At 42.7% G+C, this 15484-nt stretch carries 18 protein-coding genes and 1 riboswitch; of the genes, 12 read left to right on the top strand and 6 right to left on the bottom strand.

All coding sequences use genetic code 11. The annotated features are described in order from the left end of the window. Positions 1–86: 86 nt before the first annotated feature. The 6 genes from B5F18_RS04330 to B5F18_RS04305 all read right to left on the bottom strand — a co-directional run bounded on the left by B5F18_RS04330 (position 87) and on the right by B5F18_RS04305 (position 6309). Positions 87–1133 (bottom strand): aldose epimerase family protein, encoded by a 1047-nt coding sequence (locus B5F18_RS04330; RefSeq protein ID WP_087156442.1) that lies wholly within the window; start codon positions 1131–1133, stop codon positions 87–89. 168 nt (positions 1134–1301) lie between these two features. Further along, positions 1302–2489: a methionine adenosyltransferase gene (metK, locus tag B5F18_RS04325; protein ID WP_087156441.1), complete on the bottom strand. Its 1188-nt coding sequence runs from the start codon at positions 2487–2489 to the stop codon at positions 1302–1304. Positions 2490–2600: 111 nt separating this feature from the next. Further along, positions 2601–2697: riboswitch (SAM riboswitch) on the bottom strand. Positions 2698–2776: 79 nt separating this feature from the next. Beyond that, the gene (locus B5F18_RS04320) at positions 2777–3694 is read right to left on the bottom strand and encodes an RDD family protein (RefSeq protein WP_087156440.1); all 918 of its coding nucleotides are present in this window, start codon (positions 3692–3694) and stop codon (positions 2777–2779) included. A 136-nt stretch (positions 3695–3830) separates the two neighbouring features. Continuing rightward, entirely contained in the window at positions 3831–5123 is a 1293-nt protein-coding gene (locus B5F18_RS04315; RefSeq protein ID WP_087156439.1) for a UDP-N-acetylglucosamine 1-carboxyvinyltransferase, read from the bottom strand. A gap of 176 nt (positions 5124–5299) precedes the next feature. Further along, positions 5300–5800: a shikimate kinase gene (locus tag B5F18_RS04310; protein ID WP_087156438.1), complete on the bottom strand. Its 501-nt coding sequence runs from the start codon at positions 5798–5800 to the stop codon at positions 5300–5302. A gap of 92 nt (positions 5801–5892) precedes the next feature. Next, positions 5893–6309, bottom strand: a complete 417-nt coding sequence (locus tag B5F18_RS04305; RefSeq protein ID WP_087156499.1) for a hypothetical protein — start codon at positions 6307–6309, stop codon at positions 5893–5895. Between the two features lie 220 nt (positions 6310–6529). Between B5F18_RS04305 and nagB the strand changes: the two genes are divergently transcribed. From nagB to B5F18_RS04250, 12 genes are all read left to right on the top strand, one after another. After that, on the top strand, positions 6530–7261 hold the full coding sequence (gene nagB / locus B5F18_RS04300) for a glucosamine-6-phosphate deaminase (RefSeq protein WP_087156498.1): 732 nt from the start codon (positions 6530–6532) through the stop codon (positions 7259–7261). Position 7262: 1 nt separating this feature from the next. Continuing rightward, complete coding sequence (locus tag B5F18_RS04295) at positions 7263–7622, top strand: hypothetical protein (protein ID WP_087156437.1); 360 nt, start codon at positions 7263–7265, stop codon at positions 7620–7622. 235 nt (positions 7623–7857) lie between these two features. Then, a complete protein-coding gene (locus B5F18_RS04290) occupies positions 7858–8040 on the top strand; it encodes a hypothetical protein (RefSeq protein WP_087156436.1) in 183 nt (60 codons plus the stop codon). A 12-nt stretch (positions 8041–8052) separates the two neighbouring features. Continuing rightward, positions 8053–8310, top strand: a complete 258-nt coding sequence (locus B5F18_RS04285) for a spore coat protein (RefSeq protein WP_087156435.1) — start codon at positions 8053–8055, stop codon at positions 8308–8310. A 363-nt stretch (positions 8311–8673) separates the two neighbouring features. After that, positions 8674–9537 (top strand): PHP domain-containing protein, encoded by an 864-nt coding sequence (locus B5F18_RS04280; protein ID WP_087156434.1) that lies wholly within the window; start codon positions 8674–8676, stop codon positions 9535–9537. Positions 9538–9555: 18 nt separating this feature from the next. Beyond that, positions 9556–9954 (top strand): MerR family transcriptional regulator, encoded by a 399-nt coding sequence (locus B5F18_RS04275; RefSeq protein ID WP_087156433.1) that lies wholly within the window; start codon positions 9556–9558, stop codon positions 9952–9954. Positions 9955–10066: 112 nt separating this feature from the next. Next, a complete protein-coding gene (locus B5F18_RS04270) occupies positions 10067–10744 on the top strand; it encodes a response regulator transcription factor (protein ID WP_087156432.1) in 678 nt (225 codons plus the stop codon). Next, positions 10725–11306 (top strand): hypothetical protein, encoded by a 582-nt coding sequence (locus tag B5F18_RS12575; protein WP_204217069.1) that lies wholly within the window; start codon positions 10725–10727, stop codon positions 11304–11306. Before B5F18_RS04270 ends, B5F18_RS12575 begins: the two co-directional genes overlap by 20 nt. Continuing rightward, positions 11285–11914 carry a sensor histidine kinase gene (locus B5F18_RS12570; protein ID WP_204217068.1) on the top strand — a complete coding sequence of 210 codons (630 nt, stop codon included), beginning with the start codon at positions 11285–11287 and terminating at the stop codon, positions 11912–11914. Before B5F18_RS12575 ends, B5F18_RS12570 begins: the two co-directional genes overlap by 22 nt. A gap of 194 nt (positions 11915–12108) precedes the next feature. After that, on the top strand, positions 12109–13446 hold the full coding sequence (locus B5F18_RS04260; protein WP_087156431.1) for an ABC transporter permease: 1338 nt from the start codon (positions 12109–12111) through the stop codon (positions 13444–13446). A gap of 13 nt (positions 13447–13459) precedes the next feature. Next, positions 13460–14734 carry an ABC transporter permease gene (locus B5F18_RS04255; protein ID WP_087156430.1) on the top strand — a complete coding sequence of 425 codons (1275 nt, stop codon included), beginning with the start codon at positions 13460–13462 and terminating at the stop codon, positions 14732–14734. Positions 14735–14775: 41 nt separating this feature from the next. After that, on the top strand, positions 14776–15426 hold the full coding sequence (locus B5F18_RS04250; protein WP_087156429.1) for an ABC transporter ATP-binding protein: 651 nt from the start codon (positions 14776–14778) through the stop codon (positions 15424–15426). Positions 15427–15484 lie beyond the last annotated feature (58 nt).

The following is a 15484-nucleotide window of genomic DNA, read 5'->3' as shown; positions in this document are numbered from 1 at the left end:
TTTTTCTAAAATTTTTGTAAAACAACAGGAAAGGAAAATTTTTCTGTTGAAAAAAGTCTTGATATCAGAGCTTTTTTCTATCTTTTTTATTTACGGATACCAAACACATACGCAGTACGGCTTAAATATTTTTGTCCTTTTTTGCAAACCGGGCTTTTAAATTTATTGTGGTTTACAGCATCCGGGGAAAACTGCGTCTCAAAGCATACCGCATGCCTTCTGTCATACACTGCGCTGTTTTTTCCTTTTTCTTCTATCACATAGTTGGCTGTGTAAAGTTGTACTGCAGGACAATCTGTATACACCTCCATAAAAATACCGCTCTCTTTCGCATACAAAGAACCGGCTTTCCGGTACCCTTCTCCGTTTATGACAAAGCTTCGGTCATACCCTGCCCCAAAACAAAGATCCGGATAGTCCTCCTCAATGTCTCTTCCAAGCTCTTTTTCTTCGGTAAAATCCATCGGCGTTCCTGCTACGTCAAGAATCCGTCCGGTAGGAACGGAGTCTTTGTTTGCCTCTGTATATTTCTCTGCATTGAGCCAGACTTTCTGGTTCAATACAAGTCCTGAATCATGTCCGTTCAGATTAAAATAACTATGATTTGTCATATTAAACACTGTATCCGCATCCGGAACCCCTTCATATGTAATCCGGAAAGCGTTGTCCTCTGTCACTTCATATGTCACTCGAATGTCCGCATTTCCGGGATATCCCTGCTCCATGTCCTTGCTGTGGATAAAAAGTGTGATAGAATGGCCATCCACTTTCTCAACCTCCCACATGCGGGTGTGAAAGCAATGCGGTCCGCTGTGAAGATTGTTTTTGCCGCCGTCATTTTTGGCAAGTTCATAGATTTTGCCGTTCAGTGAAAATTTTGCCCCTCCAATACGGTTTGCATTTCTTCCCACACATGCTCCAAAAAAAACATCACCCTGTTCATAGCCGGATGCATCGTCATATCCAAGCACCACATCCCGCTCGTTTCCCGCTTTATCTTTTACAATGATGGATACTACATTCGCCCCATAATCAGTAATTTTCACTTTCATTCCGTTTTCATTTGACAAAGTATACAAAGACGCATTTTCACTTTTCTTTGTCTGTCCGAATTGTTCTTTTCGATAATCCATTTGCTCTCCTCTTTTCCATATCTCCTGCCGTCGCCGGACAGTATTTTAAAACTATCTCTATTTTAGCATACCCTCCCCTTCCTTTCTACTCAATTAGGAACAAAGTGGGAAAGGCTGCGCACATTTCTCCTCCCAAAATGCGCGCAGCCTCCCCGCTCTTTTTATTTTTTACAGATAAGTTTTCAGTTCTTCTACTCTGTCCAGTTTTTCCCATGGCAGATCCACATCTGTGCGTCCAAAATGTCCGTAGGCAGCTGTCTGTTTATAGATTGGTCTTCTCAGATCGAGCATCTTGATGATTCCTGCCGGGCGAAGATCAAAGTGTTTTCTGATGATCTCAACGAGTTTTGTATCCTCCAACTTTCCTGTTCCGAATGTATCCACACGGATGGATGTCGGATGTGCAACACCGATCGCATAGGAAAGCTGAATCTCACACTTTTCTGCAAGCCCTGCAGCCACGATATTTTTCGCTACATAGCGCGCTGCATATGCCGCGGAACGGTCCACTTTTGTACAGTCTTTTCCGGAGAAAGCACCGCCGCCGTGACGCCCTATCCCACCGTAGGAATCCACGATGATTTTTCTTCCTGTCAGACCACTGTCACCGTGAGGTCCTCCGATGACAAAACGCCCTGTTGGATTGATAAAGAATTTTGTATCAGCATCCACCATTTCTTTTGGGAGCACTGGCTCAAACACATACTTTTTAATGTCCTCGTGAATCTTCTCCTGTGTCACATCCGGATCATGCTGTGTGGAAAGAACAACCGCATCCAGGCGGATTGGTCTTCCCTCTTCGTTATACTCCACTGTCACCTGGGTTTTTCCGTCCGGCCTTAAGTACGGCAATGTTCCGTTCTTTCTCACCTCTGCAAGTTTTCTTGCAAGTTTATGAGCAAGAGAAATGGAGTATGGCATATACTCCGGGGTCTCATTGCAGGCATATCCGAACATCATTCCCTGATCTCCTGCACCGATCGCATCCAGCTCATCCTCTGTCATTGTGTTCTCTTTTGCTTCCAGCGCCTTGTCAACGCCAAGCGCAATATCCGCAGACTGCTCGTCGATCATCACCATCACGCCGCAGTTGTCCGCATCAAATCCAAATTTTCCACGTGTATAGCCAATCTCCCGGATCGTCTCGCGTACAATATTTTGAATGTCAATGTACGCATTCGTTGTGATCTCTCCCATCACAAGTACCATGCCTGTTGTCGTTGCTGTCTCGCATGCAACACGGCTTGTCGGGTCCTGCTCCATCAGTGCGTCAAGGATCGCATCGGAAATCGCATCACACATTTTATCCGGATGTCCTTCTGTAACAGACTCAGATGTAAATAAGATTTTTTCCATTGTTTCCTTCCTTTCTTCTATCCTTTCTCTCGCTGTCGGACTGCTTTTTGAAAAGCAATTAAAAAAGCAGCCCGTGTAAGCGGACTGCTATATCTGATTCATATATCAATCCTCTTATTGTTCGATCACTCGCTCAGGTTGGCACCTTCCTTTAAGGGGTTGCCGTGGCTTCACAGGTCCTTTGTACCTCCACCACTCTGAATAAGAGAAAGCTCATGTGTTAAGTTTTACTACGCTAGTGACTTTACACTGTATCCGCCAAAAAGTCAAGTGTTTTCTTTTTTATGTCAAGACTTTTTTATTGTAATGACACACTCATCCTTTGTCCTGTTTATGGACACATACTCATCTTCGTAGTGAAAGTCTGCTGTCTGCTCTCTTCCGTACTCTACCATCACCTGCATCAGATGGGTATAATCAAAGCCGCCCCGTCCCGGCTCCATCCCCACTACCGCGTACACCGCAGCCAGTTCTGAGCCAATTCCTTTTATATGTCCCGGCGAATCCTCCTCGCGCTCAATCCGGATCTCCTCCAAGTTCTCCCCTGTTTCTTTAAACTCCATATCCGGATGATAGATTTCCGCATGGAACACATGCGTCATTGTATTTGTATAATTTTCCCAGAACGCCTCTCTGGTCCATTCTCCTTGAATCCTTGGCATGACCGCCTTTGCACTGACCCACCACGAACCAATATAGACGAAAACAATACAGACAACATATACCAATCCCCTTACCGCTTTCTGATCCTTGAATTCATACCGCACTTCATCATCCCATGGAAGCACTTCCCCTCTTTTGCATGCCTGGTAGCTCCTGAAATTACGATAAATACTCACGCCCACGATTCCACAGCCTTCGCCATAGATCCACCTCAAGAAATTTCTGCCAAGTGCCTCTTTTAGTGTCAGCTTTCTGCTGCTTTCATGCAGAACGCGGATGCCAAAAATCAGTTTTCCGAAAGTAGTCCCAAATAGAGAAAACAAAATGGCATCAACAAAAAGTGAGACGATTGAAAACAAACAGATTTGCAAAATCGTAAACACTAATCTTCTCTCCAAAGGATACACACAAAATCCTAAGAATACAACAGCCCCCATAACCAACTGATACACGATTTTATCGAGGTTATATGACAAAAATCTCTTCCATGGATGAGGCCCTATTCTGCACTCATGTTCCTCAAACACAATTTCTTCATTCATAACTTTTCCTCCTCTCTATTCAGATAATTTAATATTTTCCTAAATTATATCATAATTTTCCCAAAACTCCTCCCATTTCAAAATATTTTCCAAAAACAAAAAAAAGAGTTCCGCATGTGAACTCTTTTCATCCTCTTTAGCCTACTTTCAATTTAAACTTCTGAATCTCCTTGTCGCTTGAGACCTTCTCGATCATAGCGCCAAGGCTTCTCAATTTCTCTTCAAACCTCTCGTAGCCTCTCTGAATATATACAATGTCATCCACAATTGTGATGCCTTCCGCCGCAAGACCTGCAATACACAGCGCAGCCCCTGCCCTCAAATCCGGCGCGCTCACTCTTGCCCCGGAAAATCTCGGCACTCCCTCAATTGTAGCTGAATTTCCTTCAATCTTACTCACTGCTCCCATTCTGGCAAGTTCATCCAGATATTTGAAACGGTTCTCAAAAATACTCTCTGTGATCGTACTTGTCCCTTCGCACAGAGCCAATACAACACCCATCTGCGGCTGCATATCTGTCGGAAAACCAGGGTACGGCAGTGTCTTCACCTGCGTATGTTTCAGACGCCCCTTTGCCACCACGCGCACCGCATCATCAAATTCTTCTATCTCACAGCCGATTTCCAAAAGCTTTGCAGCTGTGGCCTCAAGATGTTTTGGTATGACATTCATGACAGTGATATCGCCTTTTGTGGCTGCTGCCGCAAACATAAAAGTACCGGCCTCGATCTGATCCGGAATAATGGAATAACTCGTTCCGTGCAGCCTTGAAACACCTTTGATCTTAATGACATCTGTACCTGCGCCGCGGATATTTGCACCCATACTGTTCAAAAAGTTTGCCACATCCACAACATGCGGCTCTTTTGCAACATTCTCCAAAATCGTGGTTCCCTCTGCCATGGATGCCGCCATCATCACATTGATCGTAGCCCCAACGCTTACAACGTCAAAATACATATGGGTTCCACACAGCTGTTCCGCCTCCGCAACGATCTTCCCGTGTTCGATCTCAACCTCCGCACCCAGTGCGCGGAACCCTTTCAGATGCTGATCGATCGGACGGCTGCCGATATTGCACCCACCCGGAAGAGCAACCTCCGCTCTTCTGTATTTTCCAAGCAATGCGCCCAAAAGATAATAAGACGCTCTGATTTTCTTTATATAATCATACTCTATACTAAAATCATGCACGTTACTTCCATTGATCTTTACAGAATGACGGTCCAGTCTTTGAATCCTTGCCCCGATTCCACTCATTGCTTCCAAAAGAACATTGATATCATTGACATCCGGAATATTATCAATCGTAACCGTCTCATCTGTCATAATCGCTGCTGCCAGAATCGCAAGAGCTGCATTTTTTGCACCTGCTATCTCAACTTCTCCGACCAGCGGATTTCCACCTTTTATAATATACTGCTCCATATCGCACCTCGATCATTACTATACTCTGCCCATCTTCATCTATACTTCTGCTTTATGGAATGGCCCATTTCCCCACCATTCCGCATAGTATGTTAGACATTATAGCATAAAATTTTTATTTGTAAAATATTTTTCTTCATCAGCGGCTATTCTATGCTCCCGGATTCTGTTAAAAATTACCAACCAGCCAAAGCCTCAAGCACTGTCCCTATTGTGTCTTCCAGCAATTGTCCGTCCTCGCAGACCGTGATATCTGCATATTTTTCAAAGAGTTCTGTGCGCTCGTCGTACAAATCTTTTAATGTCTGCCCATCTCTTAATACCACACCTCTTTGTTTCGTATCTTTCAGCCTTTGCGAGATAATCTCAAAAGATGCTTTCAGATACACGACCACTCCTATCTCCTTATAGTGCTCCATGGCCTCCCTGCAGTATACAACACTTCCACCCGGAGATATGACTGCACCGGATGTCTCCACATCTCTGTTCACCTGATTTTCCACTTCAAGGAACCCGTCGATTCCTCTCTCCTCAATGATATCCTTTAAAAGTTTGCCCTCCTGCTTTTGTATCAACAAATCTGTATCTATAAACTCAAATCCCAGTCTCTTTGCAACGACAACTCCGACCGTACTTTTCCCAACAGCCGGCATTCCGATTAAAATTACATTCTTCATTTGTACTTCCCTTTCAGAATATTTTCTCTATAAAATAATACCATTCCGTGTATGCTCTGCGCAATGTGCATTCACGAAATTTTGCAGCTCATCTAAAAATATCTTCTCCTGCACTTTCGTTTTGCACATCTTTTCCGAAAAAGCTCCTGAAATACGAGCACTTCAACGAGGTCCCATAAATGTCCGTCACGTTTTTTTCTTTCTTTGAACGCCTGCGCCATCCCTTCTGTCTCCTCAGTCATCTTATCACGCACCACCGGCAGATCTTTTACTTTATCATAAATTTTTCCGCACAGAAGACGTATCTGAAGGCGGTCCGGGTACTCATCGTAGATCATGCTTCCCTCGTACTCCATTTTCTCACACTCTTCCTCCACATACGGGAGAATGATCTTTGCTGTGGAAGGGTACATACTTTTTAAGTACTCCAGATCCCGTTTTTCTATTCTCTCATCGTCAAACTGAAGCGGCATAGGGTACGCCATATAATAAGGAACATGTTTCTCCATATCTCTCTCCCCATTTTGTTCAATTATGATATTACTATATGCAGATTTTTGTCTTTGGTTCCTGCATATCTGCCACATCGCCATGGCACAATCATCCTGATTTTTGTACTTTTTCTTCTTATTTTCTTTTTCCGCCTTGTTTTTACTCCCTGCTTTTGTTACAGTTAGTATAAGCGAAATATGTATACACTTATGTATACATCAAAGGAGGATATTTATGATTCGTATTATTAAAACAGAAGATTACAATGAAATGAGCCGCAAGGCAGCTAACATTATCGCAGCACAGGTGATTTCCAAACCAAACTGCGTACTTGGTCTTGCAACAGGTTCCACACCAATTGGTACATACAAACGTCTGGTAGAAATGTACGAGGCAGGAGATCTTGATTTCTCCGGCGTCAAAACCGCAAATCTTGACGAGTACAAAGGTCTTACAAGAGACAATGACCAAAGCTACTACTTCTTCATGCATGACAATCTTTTTAATCATGTAAATATTGATCCTGAAAATACGAATATCCCGGACGGAACAAAAGAAGATGCCGAAAAAGAATGTGCAGCATACGAAGAACTCATCAAAGAGTTGGGCGGTGTTGACCTTCAGCTTTTGGGTCTTGGTCACAACGGACACATTGGATTCAATGAACCTGCCGATGACTTCCCTGTTGCAACACATTGCGTGGATCTTCAGGAGAGCACCATCGAGGCCAACAAACGTTTCTTTGCATCCATCGACGATGTGCCAAGAAAAGCATACACAATGGGAATTGGAACAATCATGAACGCTGATAAAATCCTGATCCTTGTAAGCGGAGAGGATAAAGCCGATATCGTAGCAAAAGCATTCTTCGGGCCAGTTACCCCACAGGTACCTGCATCCGTACTGCAGCTCCACAAAAACGTGACTTTGATCGCAGATGCAGCTGCACTTTCCAAGGTGAATAAATAAGATGGAACTTCTAGAAAAATTACTTCGGTATGATGGATTTGTGTACAAAATAAACGGACGTTTCTATTTTCTTGGAAAATGGATCTGCAAAGAGGTTTGTGATCTTGATATCACGGACTGTCAGATGATGTTTGAGATGGACATGAAAAGCCAAGATCTTTCGGATGCCGGCCTTTACTTCAACAAGCTGCGCGCGTACAGTGATTTTGCGCTTGTTCCTCCATGTAATCCGGCACTTACCAAAGAGAAGATGACAGCGCTTTTATCTGATTTGGATGAACATACACTTCAGCTTTTGAGTGAACAGATTGAGTTGTTTGAAAAAGGTTGTGAAACATTTGCCGGAAAAGTATTTTCATAAGTAATAAAATATGGGCATAGGGTTGCTTTCCACAAGGGAGCATGGCTCTATGCCCTTTTCGTAACCACTTTTTCCTGCCTATCTTTTTGAGGCCACTACTGAATTTTTATATCTATTTTATATTTTAAAAAATTTTTGGCAAGATTTTATCTTCTTTCCCCGGTATACTTCTATCATTCCTGCACATACTGTCTTTGAACATGAAAAATATGAAGATACGACAGGAGGTATGAACATGTCAGAGATTTCTATTCTAGATTTACAAAATCTGCGCCATCTGATTGGCGGCTACTCTACCACTCACTGCAAAATGACTGAATACGCGTCCCAAGCCCAGGATGCACAGGTAAAACAGCTTTTCCAGCAGGCAGCGGATTCTGCAATGAAAAACAAACAGGAACTGATGAAGTTTTTATAGGAGGATTTCAAAATGGATGACAAAACAATGGTTGCCGACGCTCTTGTCGGTGTGAATGGAGAACTGAAAATGTTCGGAGATATGATCGCGCAGACAGAGAACAAGGAGCTGAAACAATGTTTAAAACAGATGCGTAACCAGACAGAAATGTCACAGGAAGAGCTCTACCAGCTTGCGCGCGAAAAAAGTTATTATATCCCTGCTGCCAAAGCGACTCAGCAGGAAGTGGAGCATGTAAAGTCTATTCTCACACAGGCTTCCATGAAATAGTACTTGCTCTTTTAGTCCAAACCAGGCAGAGCCACACGGCCCTGCCCGAATACATATCCTTTTCTCGTCTTACATACATTCCATAAGAATCTCATAAAATTCGTCCTTGCCAAGCTCTCTTGGATAAACGCTGCCAGCGCCTCAATCCCTTCTCCAAAATAAACTTATATCGGGTAAATAAATGTAAATTCATTCATGAAAAATACCTGCTGTTTTTCTTCTAAAACTACTGATATTATACTTGTTTTTTATTTTTTTGTGCGCTACACTAAAATTATACCAACCGATTGTAACAATCGGTTAAACATTTTTATAATTCTTTAGATAAAATCTTGACAAGTATTTATAGGAGGAGGCTGTAATATGAAGATCGATTACCACATACACACACTCTGTTCCGATGGAATTTTCACTGTAGAGGAGGTTCTGAATTTCATTCAAAACCAGGGTATCCAATCTTTTTCCATCACAGACCATGACACCGTTTCCGGAACAAAAACCGCAAAAAATTTTGCAGCCGAACATAAAGATCCTCTGCATTTTATTTCCGGCATTGAAATCACCTGCCGGGAAATTTCCATTCCCAACGTTTCCACGCCATTTTCCATTCACCTTCTTGGATACGGATTTGATGAAAATAATGAAAAGCTTTTGAAAAGACTGGCAGAACGGGCCACCATGAGCCGGCATGTCTTTGAAACTTTGGCCGGAGAGCTTTCTTCTTTGGGATACAATACAAAAATAGAGGACATTCCTATAAGCTGCGGAAATGTGCTGCAATTGTGTGATGTCTCTTCCTATATTCAAAAAATCTATGCCCCAAAAGACGAAACACCTTTTGCTCTTATAGACTCTTACGCCTCCCCTCTTTCTTCAGTCAATATCACTCCAAAGGAAGGTATCACCCTGATCCACGGAGCAGGCGGAATGGCGGTGTGGGCTCATCCTTTCTGTGTATACCATCATTTCCAGAAAGTACAAATTTCCCGCCAGGATATTGATACCATTTTGTCTTACTTAACATCCATAGGGCTTGACGGTCTGGAGGCTGACTATCTTGCTTTTTCCGAAACTGACCGGCAATGGCTGCGCGCACTTGCCGCGCGTTTTGGATGTTTCTACACCGCGGGCAGCGACTTTCACGGCGCCAACGGCAGGGATATTATGGGTGTGGATTCCAAAAGTACTGCTCTTCAATCTTATGATAAGCAGTTTGACATTTTATGATTAAGGGGGGAAACTCAAATGTATACTATGATGCAAGTCTGTAAGGAAACCAATATGACCTACCAGGCCTTGAAATATTATTGTAACGAAGGCTTGGTCCCAAACGTAAAGCGGGATAAGAACAACCGCCGTATTTTTGACGAGCGTGATTTAAAATGGATCAAGGACCTTGTGCGTCTGAAAAAATGCAATATGAGTATTCAGGAAATGAAGGACTATCTTGAACTGTGCCTGAAGGGTCAATCCACCATCCCACAGCGCAAGGAGATGCTTGCAAAAAAACGGGAATCTCTTCTTGCCTCCATCAAAGAGCTGGAGGAATGTGTGGATTATATTGACTGGAAACATGGTTTCTATGATGATGTTCTGTCCGGAAAACGCCCGTATATCAGTAATTTGATTCCGCAGGAGCAATAGCTTGCCAAATAATACATGTAATATAATTCTAAAAATATTTTGTCAAAGTCTTCAACTCCACCAAAACTCCACACTTCTATGATAAACTCCTTTTTGGAGGTGTGTACTTATTATGCCTAAGACAATTTTGATTATCGAAGATGAAGAATCCATTCAGAACATTGTCAAAGCGTTCCTTGAGGACGCTGGATATACTGTGATACTGGCGAATGACGGCATGGAAGGAATGGAACAGTTTCATAGCCACCATCCTGATTTAGTGCTGCTTGACCTTATGCTCCCGAAGATAGACGGATTTACGGTCTGTGAAATGCTGCGGAAAGAGAGCTATATTCCTATTATCATGCTGACCGCTTTGGATGATGATGACAGCCAGATGAAGGGCTTTGACGCTTTGGCAGATGACTTTATTACAAAATCTACTTCCATGCCCGTTGTGGTAAAACGTATCGAAGCGGTACTTCGCCGAGCAGAAAAAAACGGACGGATTGACAATAACGTAATACACTATAAAGAAATTGCACTGGATACAGACAGTTTTACTGTTTCCGTCAATGGTAAAAACAAGCCGCTGACTACCAGAGAGTTTGAGATTTTAAAATTCTTTCTGGAAAATCAGGGGCATGTGTTTTCCAGAGAACATCTTCTGGATCGTATCTGGGGCTTTGATTATTTTGGTGACGCAAAAATCGTAAATACCCATATCAAAAATATCCGTAGAAAGTTAGGTGTTGACTATATCGAAACAATCCGAGGGGTGGGATATAAAATTGAAAAGGAAAATCAGTGAAAGTATTCAGACAAAGACCTTTCTTGGTATGCTGGTGCTACTTGTTGTATGCTGTATCGTCATTTACGGCATGGTGATGGTCTTTCTGCCTGAGAGTTATCAGACAGAACTTGAAAATCAGGTATCAGCAGATTTTTATGATCTGGTGAAAGTATTGGAGCAAAACGGCTTACAAGAAAGTTGCGATTCCCTGATGGAATTCTCCATGAAAAATAATGCCTCGGTGAAAATTACAGGTGAAAAGAATCAGAATATATTTTCCGTCAATTTTACCAATACTGAGGATGGGGAATCTTCTGATAGAACGATGAGTTGTTCAGCAGCTTTTTGGCAGAGCGGACAAACCTATCAGCTTTCCGCAAATGTTTCTCTGGTAGCTGTCACGCAGTCCTATGATGTGTTAATTAAGCTCATTCCGTTTATTGCGGCTATCATCCTTTTGATCTCCGTGAGCGGTGCGTTTATCTGCTCCCGCTATTTTTCAAAACCACTTGTCAGTATCTGCAGTGTTGCGAAACGCATGACAAAGCTGGATATGACGTGGAAGTTTCCCATGAACTGAAAACCCCCATTGCGATCATCAAAGGCGAGCTGGAAGGAATGATCTATCAGGTTGGAGAATACAAAGACAGAAATACCTATCTGCGCCATTGCCTGAAAACCGTCAATGATATGGAAGAAATTGTGAAGGAAATTCTGACATCAGCAAGAATGGGCGGCAGTGATTTTCAGTTAATCCGTTCTGATTTGAATGTTAGTAAACTATTACAAAAAAGCTGTCAGAAAGTCAGCGGCCGGATTGAGGATAAGGAAATGGAGCTGCGTCTGGATATACAGCCGGACTTTCATTATGAAGGTGATGAACGGCTGCTCAATAAAGTGTTTTCTAATGTAATCGGCAATGCCGTGGCCTATTCGCCAAAGGGAGCGGTCATAACGGTTTCCTTGCAGGACCGAAGATTCTATGTTGAAAATACGGGGATTCATATTGCAGAAGAAGATTTAAAACGGCTTTTTACTCCATTTTATCGAGTGGATAAATCCCGGAACCGCAATAGCGGTGGGAGCGGATTGGGGTTGTATATTACCAAAATGATACTGGATCATCATGGACTCACATATAGAATGGAAAACACGGAAAGCGGCGTAAAATTTTCCGCTATTTTCTAAAAAAGCAGCAAGGCAGATTAGAGTATATGGTCTGCCTTGTTTTTTTGCGCCTGTATTGCCCGCTCCATCTAAAATACTCCTTAAATCCACCGGGGCTCCATTTTTCTCCGGTATTTTAATTATGTTTCCGTCAGGCGGGAATATCAAGCCGTTTGTCTTGATTCCTGTCCAGAACATTAGGAGGTGACCGAAAGATGAACTTATGGAAACGAGCCTTTCTGTATTCTGTGCGGAAGAAAGGAAAGACAGCGACACTTCTTGCATTTCTGCTTATAATGGCAACGCTGATATTGACCTGTCTTTCTATCCAGTCTGCAACAAAAACAGCCACTGCAAATATGAAGAAAGCTCTGCTTGGATATTTTACCATCAATGCACGGCGCTTGGATATGGGGATCACAGAGGAAACATTAGACCAGATTCTTGACATGGAAGGTTTAAGCGGTAAATATACACTGCGTTCTTATTCCTATGCCAATTATTATGATTCTGATGGAACCTCTCTGGAAATCAACACCGAGGACGCAGCACAGATACCAGAAGGCTATGAACACGCCGGAAGATTGATTGCAAACTCAAATTCCGGGGAGGACAGCTATTTCACAGAAGGAGGATTGGAGCTGGCAGAGGGAAATGCCATTACATCCGAAAATGGGAATGAAGTGCTGGTCCACGAAAAGTTTGCCAAGAGAAACGGGCTTTTTTTAGGAGACACCATATTGCTTGGCGATCCAGCGAAAAAAAACCGTACAATCCCGGTTACAATAGTGGGAATTTTCACCAATACCAAAGAACAGGATTCTATCGGAATGGCTCCTTCTTATGATCTATACGATAATATCGTATTTACCAATCTGTCCACAGCCTCATACCTGCTCTATGGCGCGGAAGATAAAACCAATGTCCAGTATGGCGATTTCTATGTGAATGACCCGGATGAACTTGACCGGATCATAGACGAAACAAAGAAGATTCCCGGTGTGGAATGGGAGAATTGTACTCTGACCCGTTACGATAAGGACTACCAGAATGCGAAAGAATCTCTGGAAGGATTACAGAATATTGTGTTCATCGCTATTGCAGTTGTATCGGTAATCTGTTTTTTGGTATTATCCTTATTTCTTGCTTTACGCATACGCAGACGTATCCATGAAACAGGTGTCTATTTAGCAATGGGTATCTCAAAGTGTGCAGTATTGTTACAGTATTTGGCAGAAGTATTTTTTGCCGCGGTCATTGCCCTGTTTCTTGCTTATGGCACAAGCTCAGCCATTTCTGATCAAATCGGAAACAGGCTGCTTTCACAGGTAACGACAGAAACCTATGAGACAATAGATCTGACCCAAGATACCAAGGCAGCAGAGCAGCCCACAAAAGATTTAGGCCTGTCGGAGGTCATTGTACATGTCCCCACACAAAATTACCTGACTGTGTGGTGCTCTGATCTGGTGCTGTGTCTGGCCTCGACCGCCCTTGCCGCTTATCCGATTATGAAGATGAAACCAAAAAGTATCTTATCACAAATGAGTTAGGAGGAAATGCAGCATGAATTTAGGCATAAGAGCAGCATTGTATACTATGCGAAAATGGAAAAAAACACTGCTCCTGTTCTGTCTGCTCCTGTCTGTTACAACCCTTGTGCTGTCAGGACTGGCGATAGCAGACGCGCAGGAGGAACAGGCAGAGGAAGTCCGCCAAACAACAGGAGCCAGCTTTACAGTGCAACGGGATTTATCCAGTGGTGGATGGTCTAGCGGCAGTGGAGGTTCTTATAGTACACAGGAATTTATGACCGGAGATATGATTCAGAAAATTGCAGCAGTTGACGGAATTTCCGGGTATGACGCGTCTTTAATCACCCTTCCGCGTATTTTCAAGGAAAATGGAAAAGAATTGGAACATGAGAATTATAGTTTTTATAACTATGGTTCTTATAATTCTCAATACCATAAACTTTTTTTATCAGGAAGATTTGAACTGATAGAAGGTTCTCATATCACAGATGATATGGCGGATGGCATTATCATCAGTAAGGAACTTGCGGATCAGAATAGTCTGAAAATCGGAGATACCTTGACAGGAATTTACTATCCTGAAAATAACACTCCTGCGGTAGATATGAAAATTGTAGGTATCTTTGATGTTGTAGCGGACAAAGACGACCAGCTAAACATGTATACTGATTCATCCTATTATGACTATTCCAGCTTTGTTTTTTGTAGTATGGAGGCAGCAGAAGGTCTAATAAAAGGATGGGGAGAAGATGGTGATGGAATTTCAGAAGCATATTACTATGTTACAGACGCAGCCCAGCTAGATAGTGTAATCAAAGAAGTGCGAAATATTCCTTCAATCAACTGGAACAATTACACCATTACGGCTAATGATGAAGTATATCAAAATATTTCCAGTTCCCTTACCGATACCGAAACCCTCATAACTACGCTGATCATTGTCATAACCGTGGTAAGTATGGTGCTGATGATTCTCATTCTCTCTATGTCCATCCGCAGCCGGAAACGGGAAATCGGAATTTTACTGGCAGTAGGAATCGCGAAACCCGCTGTCCTTCTGCAATATATGTTGGAGACACTTCTGATCGCAATGGTGGCTTTCCCGCTGGCCTGTTTGTCCAGTCAGCAGGTGGCGGGAACTCTTGGAACATTATTTGGAAAAACTGCAGAGAACGTGATCGTTACGCCGCAGCACTTTGAACTGGTTGTCATTGCAGGAGGGATTCTGCTGGTTGTAGCCATCCTGTTATCCTGTATTCCTGTTTTTCGATTCAAGCCAAAAGCAATCTTAGCTCAAATGGAATAGCATGGAAACAGAAAAATCATAAAGAAATGAGGTAGATTATTATGAATATCATAGAAGTTAAAAATGTCGGATATGTCTACAATAACAAAAAGAAGGTGCTTAGAAGTATAAACATGTCTGTAGAGGAAGGAAAAATGTATGCAATCCTCGGCCCATCCGGGTGTGGAAAAACAACACTTCTGTCTTTGATCGGAGGTTTGGACAGCCCTTCAAACGGACAGATTTTATATGATGGACAAGATATTGAAAAAAACGGTCTTTCCGGCCACCGAAAAAATCATGTTGCTTTCATCTTTCAGAACTATAATCTGATTGATTATCTGACACCAAAGGAAAATGTTGCTTTGACCTCGAAACTGCCGACTATGCCGATTTTAGAACGGTTGGGGCTTACCAAAGAGGAAGCCAACCGCAATGTACTTAAATTATCCGGCGGCCAGCAACAAAGAGTTGCCATAGCACGGGCATTAGCAAGTGAGGCAAAGGTACTGCTTGCAGACGAGCCAACCGGGAATCTGGATGAAGATACTGCCCGTGATATTACAGAAATCTTAAAAGAAAGCGCCCACCGGATGAATAAGTGCGTAGTTGTCGTCACCCATTCAGAGGCACTTGCAAAAGAGGCGGATGTGGTGTTCCGCTTGAAACGCGGGGAACTCCAAATTTCTAAAAATCAAGAGAGGAATGATTGATGGGAAAGTAATGATATTAATCTTCAAAGATGACGAGTATCAGGTCTTGAATAAGGTA

The sequence above is a fragment of the Lachnoclostridium sp. An181 genome, assembly GCF_002160325.1.
Classification (GTDB): domain Bacteria; phylum Bacillota; class Clostridia; order Lachnospirales; family Lachnospiraceae; genus An181.
This window is presented reverse-complemented; position numbering and strand designations above follow the sequence as displayed.

What these genes read in the sequence shown, in the direction of transcription:
- B5F18_RS04320 (WP_087156440.1), bottom strand. Translation starts at nt 3,694, where the DNA reads ATGAATGAAGAAATTGTGTTTGAGGAACATGAGTGCAGAATAGGGCCT.
- B5F18_RS04270 (WP_087156432.1), top strand. Translation starts at nt 10,067, where the DNA reads ATGCCTAAGACAATTTTGATTATCGAAGATGAAGAATCCATTCAGAAC.
- B5F18_RS04310 (WP_087156438.1), bottom strand. Translation starts at nt 5,800, where the DNA reads ATGAAGAATGTAATTTTAATCGGAATGCCGGCTGTTGGGAAAAGTACG.
- B5F18_RS04305 (WP_087156499.1), bottom strand. Translation starts at nt 6,309, where the DNA reads ATGGAGAAACATGTTCCTTATTATATGGCGTACCCTATGCCGCTTCAG.
- B5F18_RS04330 (WP_087156442.1), bottom strand. Translation starts at nt 1,133, where the DNA reads ATGGATTATCGAAAAGAACAATTCGGACAGACAAAGAAAAGTGAAAAT.
- B5F18_RS04315 (WP_087156439.1), bottom strand. Translation starts at nt 5,123, where the DNA reads ATGGAGCAGTATATTATAAAAGGTGGAAATCCGCTGGTCGGAGAAGTT.
- B5F18_RS04260 (WP_087156431.1), top strand. Translation starts at nt 12,109, where the DNA reads ATGAACTTATGGAAACGAGCCTTTCTGTATTCTGTGCGGAAGAAAGGA.
- B5F18_RS04255 (WP_087156430.1), top strand. Translation starts at nt 13,460, where the DNA reads ATGAATTTAGGCATAAGAGCAGCATTGTATACTATGCGAAAATGGAAA.
- B5F18_RS04290 (WP_087156436.1), top strand. Translation starts at nt 7,858, where the DNA reads ATGTCAGAGATTTCTATTCTAGATTTACAAAATCTGCGCCATCTGATT.
- B5F18_RS04250 (WP_087156429.1), top strand. Translation starts at nt 14,776, where the DNA reads ATGAATATCATAGAAGTTAAAAATGTCGGATATGTCTACAATAACAAA.
- B5F18_RS04295 (WP_087156437.1), top strand. Translation starts at nt 7,263, where the DNA reads ATGGAACTTCTAGAAAAATTACTTCGGTATGATGGATTTGTGTACAAA.
- B5F18_RS04275 (WP_087156433.1), top strand. Translation starts at nt 9,556, where the DNA reads ATGTATACTATGATGCAAGTCTGTAAGGAAACCAATATGACCTACCAG.
- metK (WP_087156441.1), bottom strand. Translation starts at nt 2,489, where the DNA reads ATGGAAAAAATCTTATTTACATCTGAGTCTGTTACAGAAGGACATCCG.
- B5F18_RS04280 (WP_087156434.1), top strand. Translation starts at nt 8,674, where the DNA reads ATGAAGATCGATTACCACATACACACACTCTGTTCCGATGGAATTTTC.
- B5F18_RS04285 (WP_087156435.1), top strand. Translation starts at nt 8,053, where the DNA reads ATGGATGACAAAACAATGGTTGCCGACGCTCTTGTCGGTGTGAATGGA.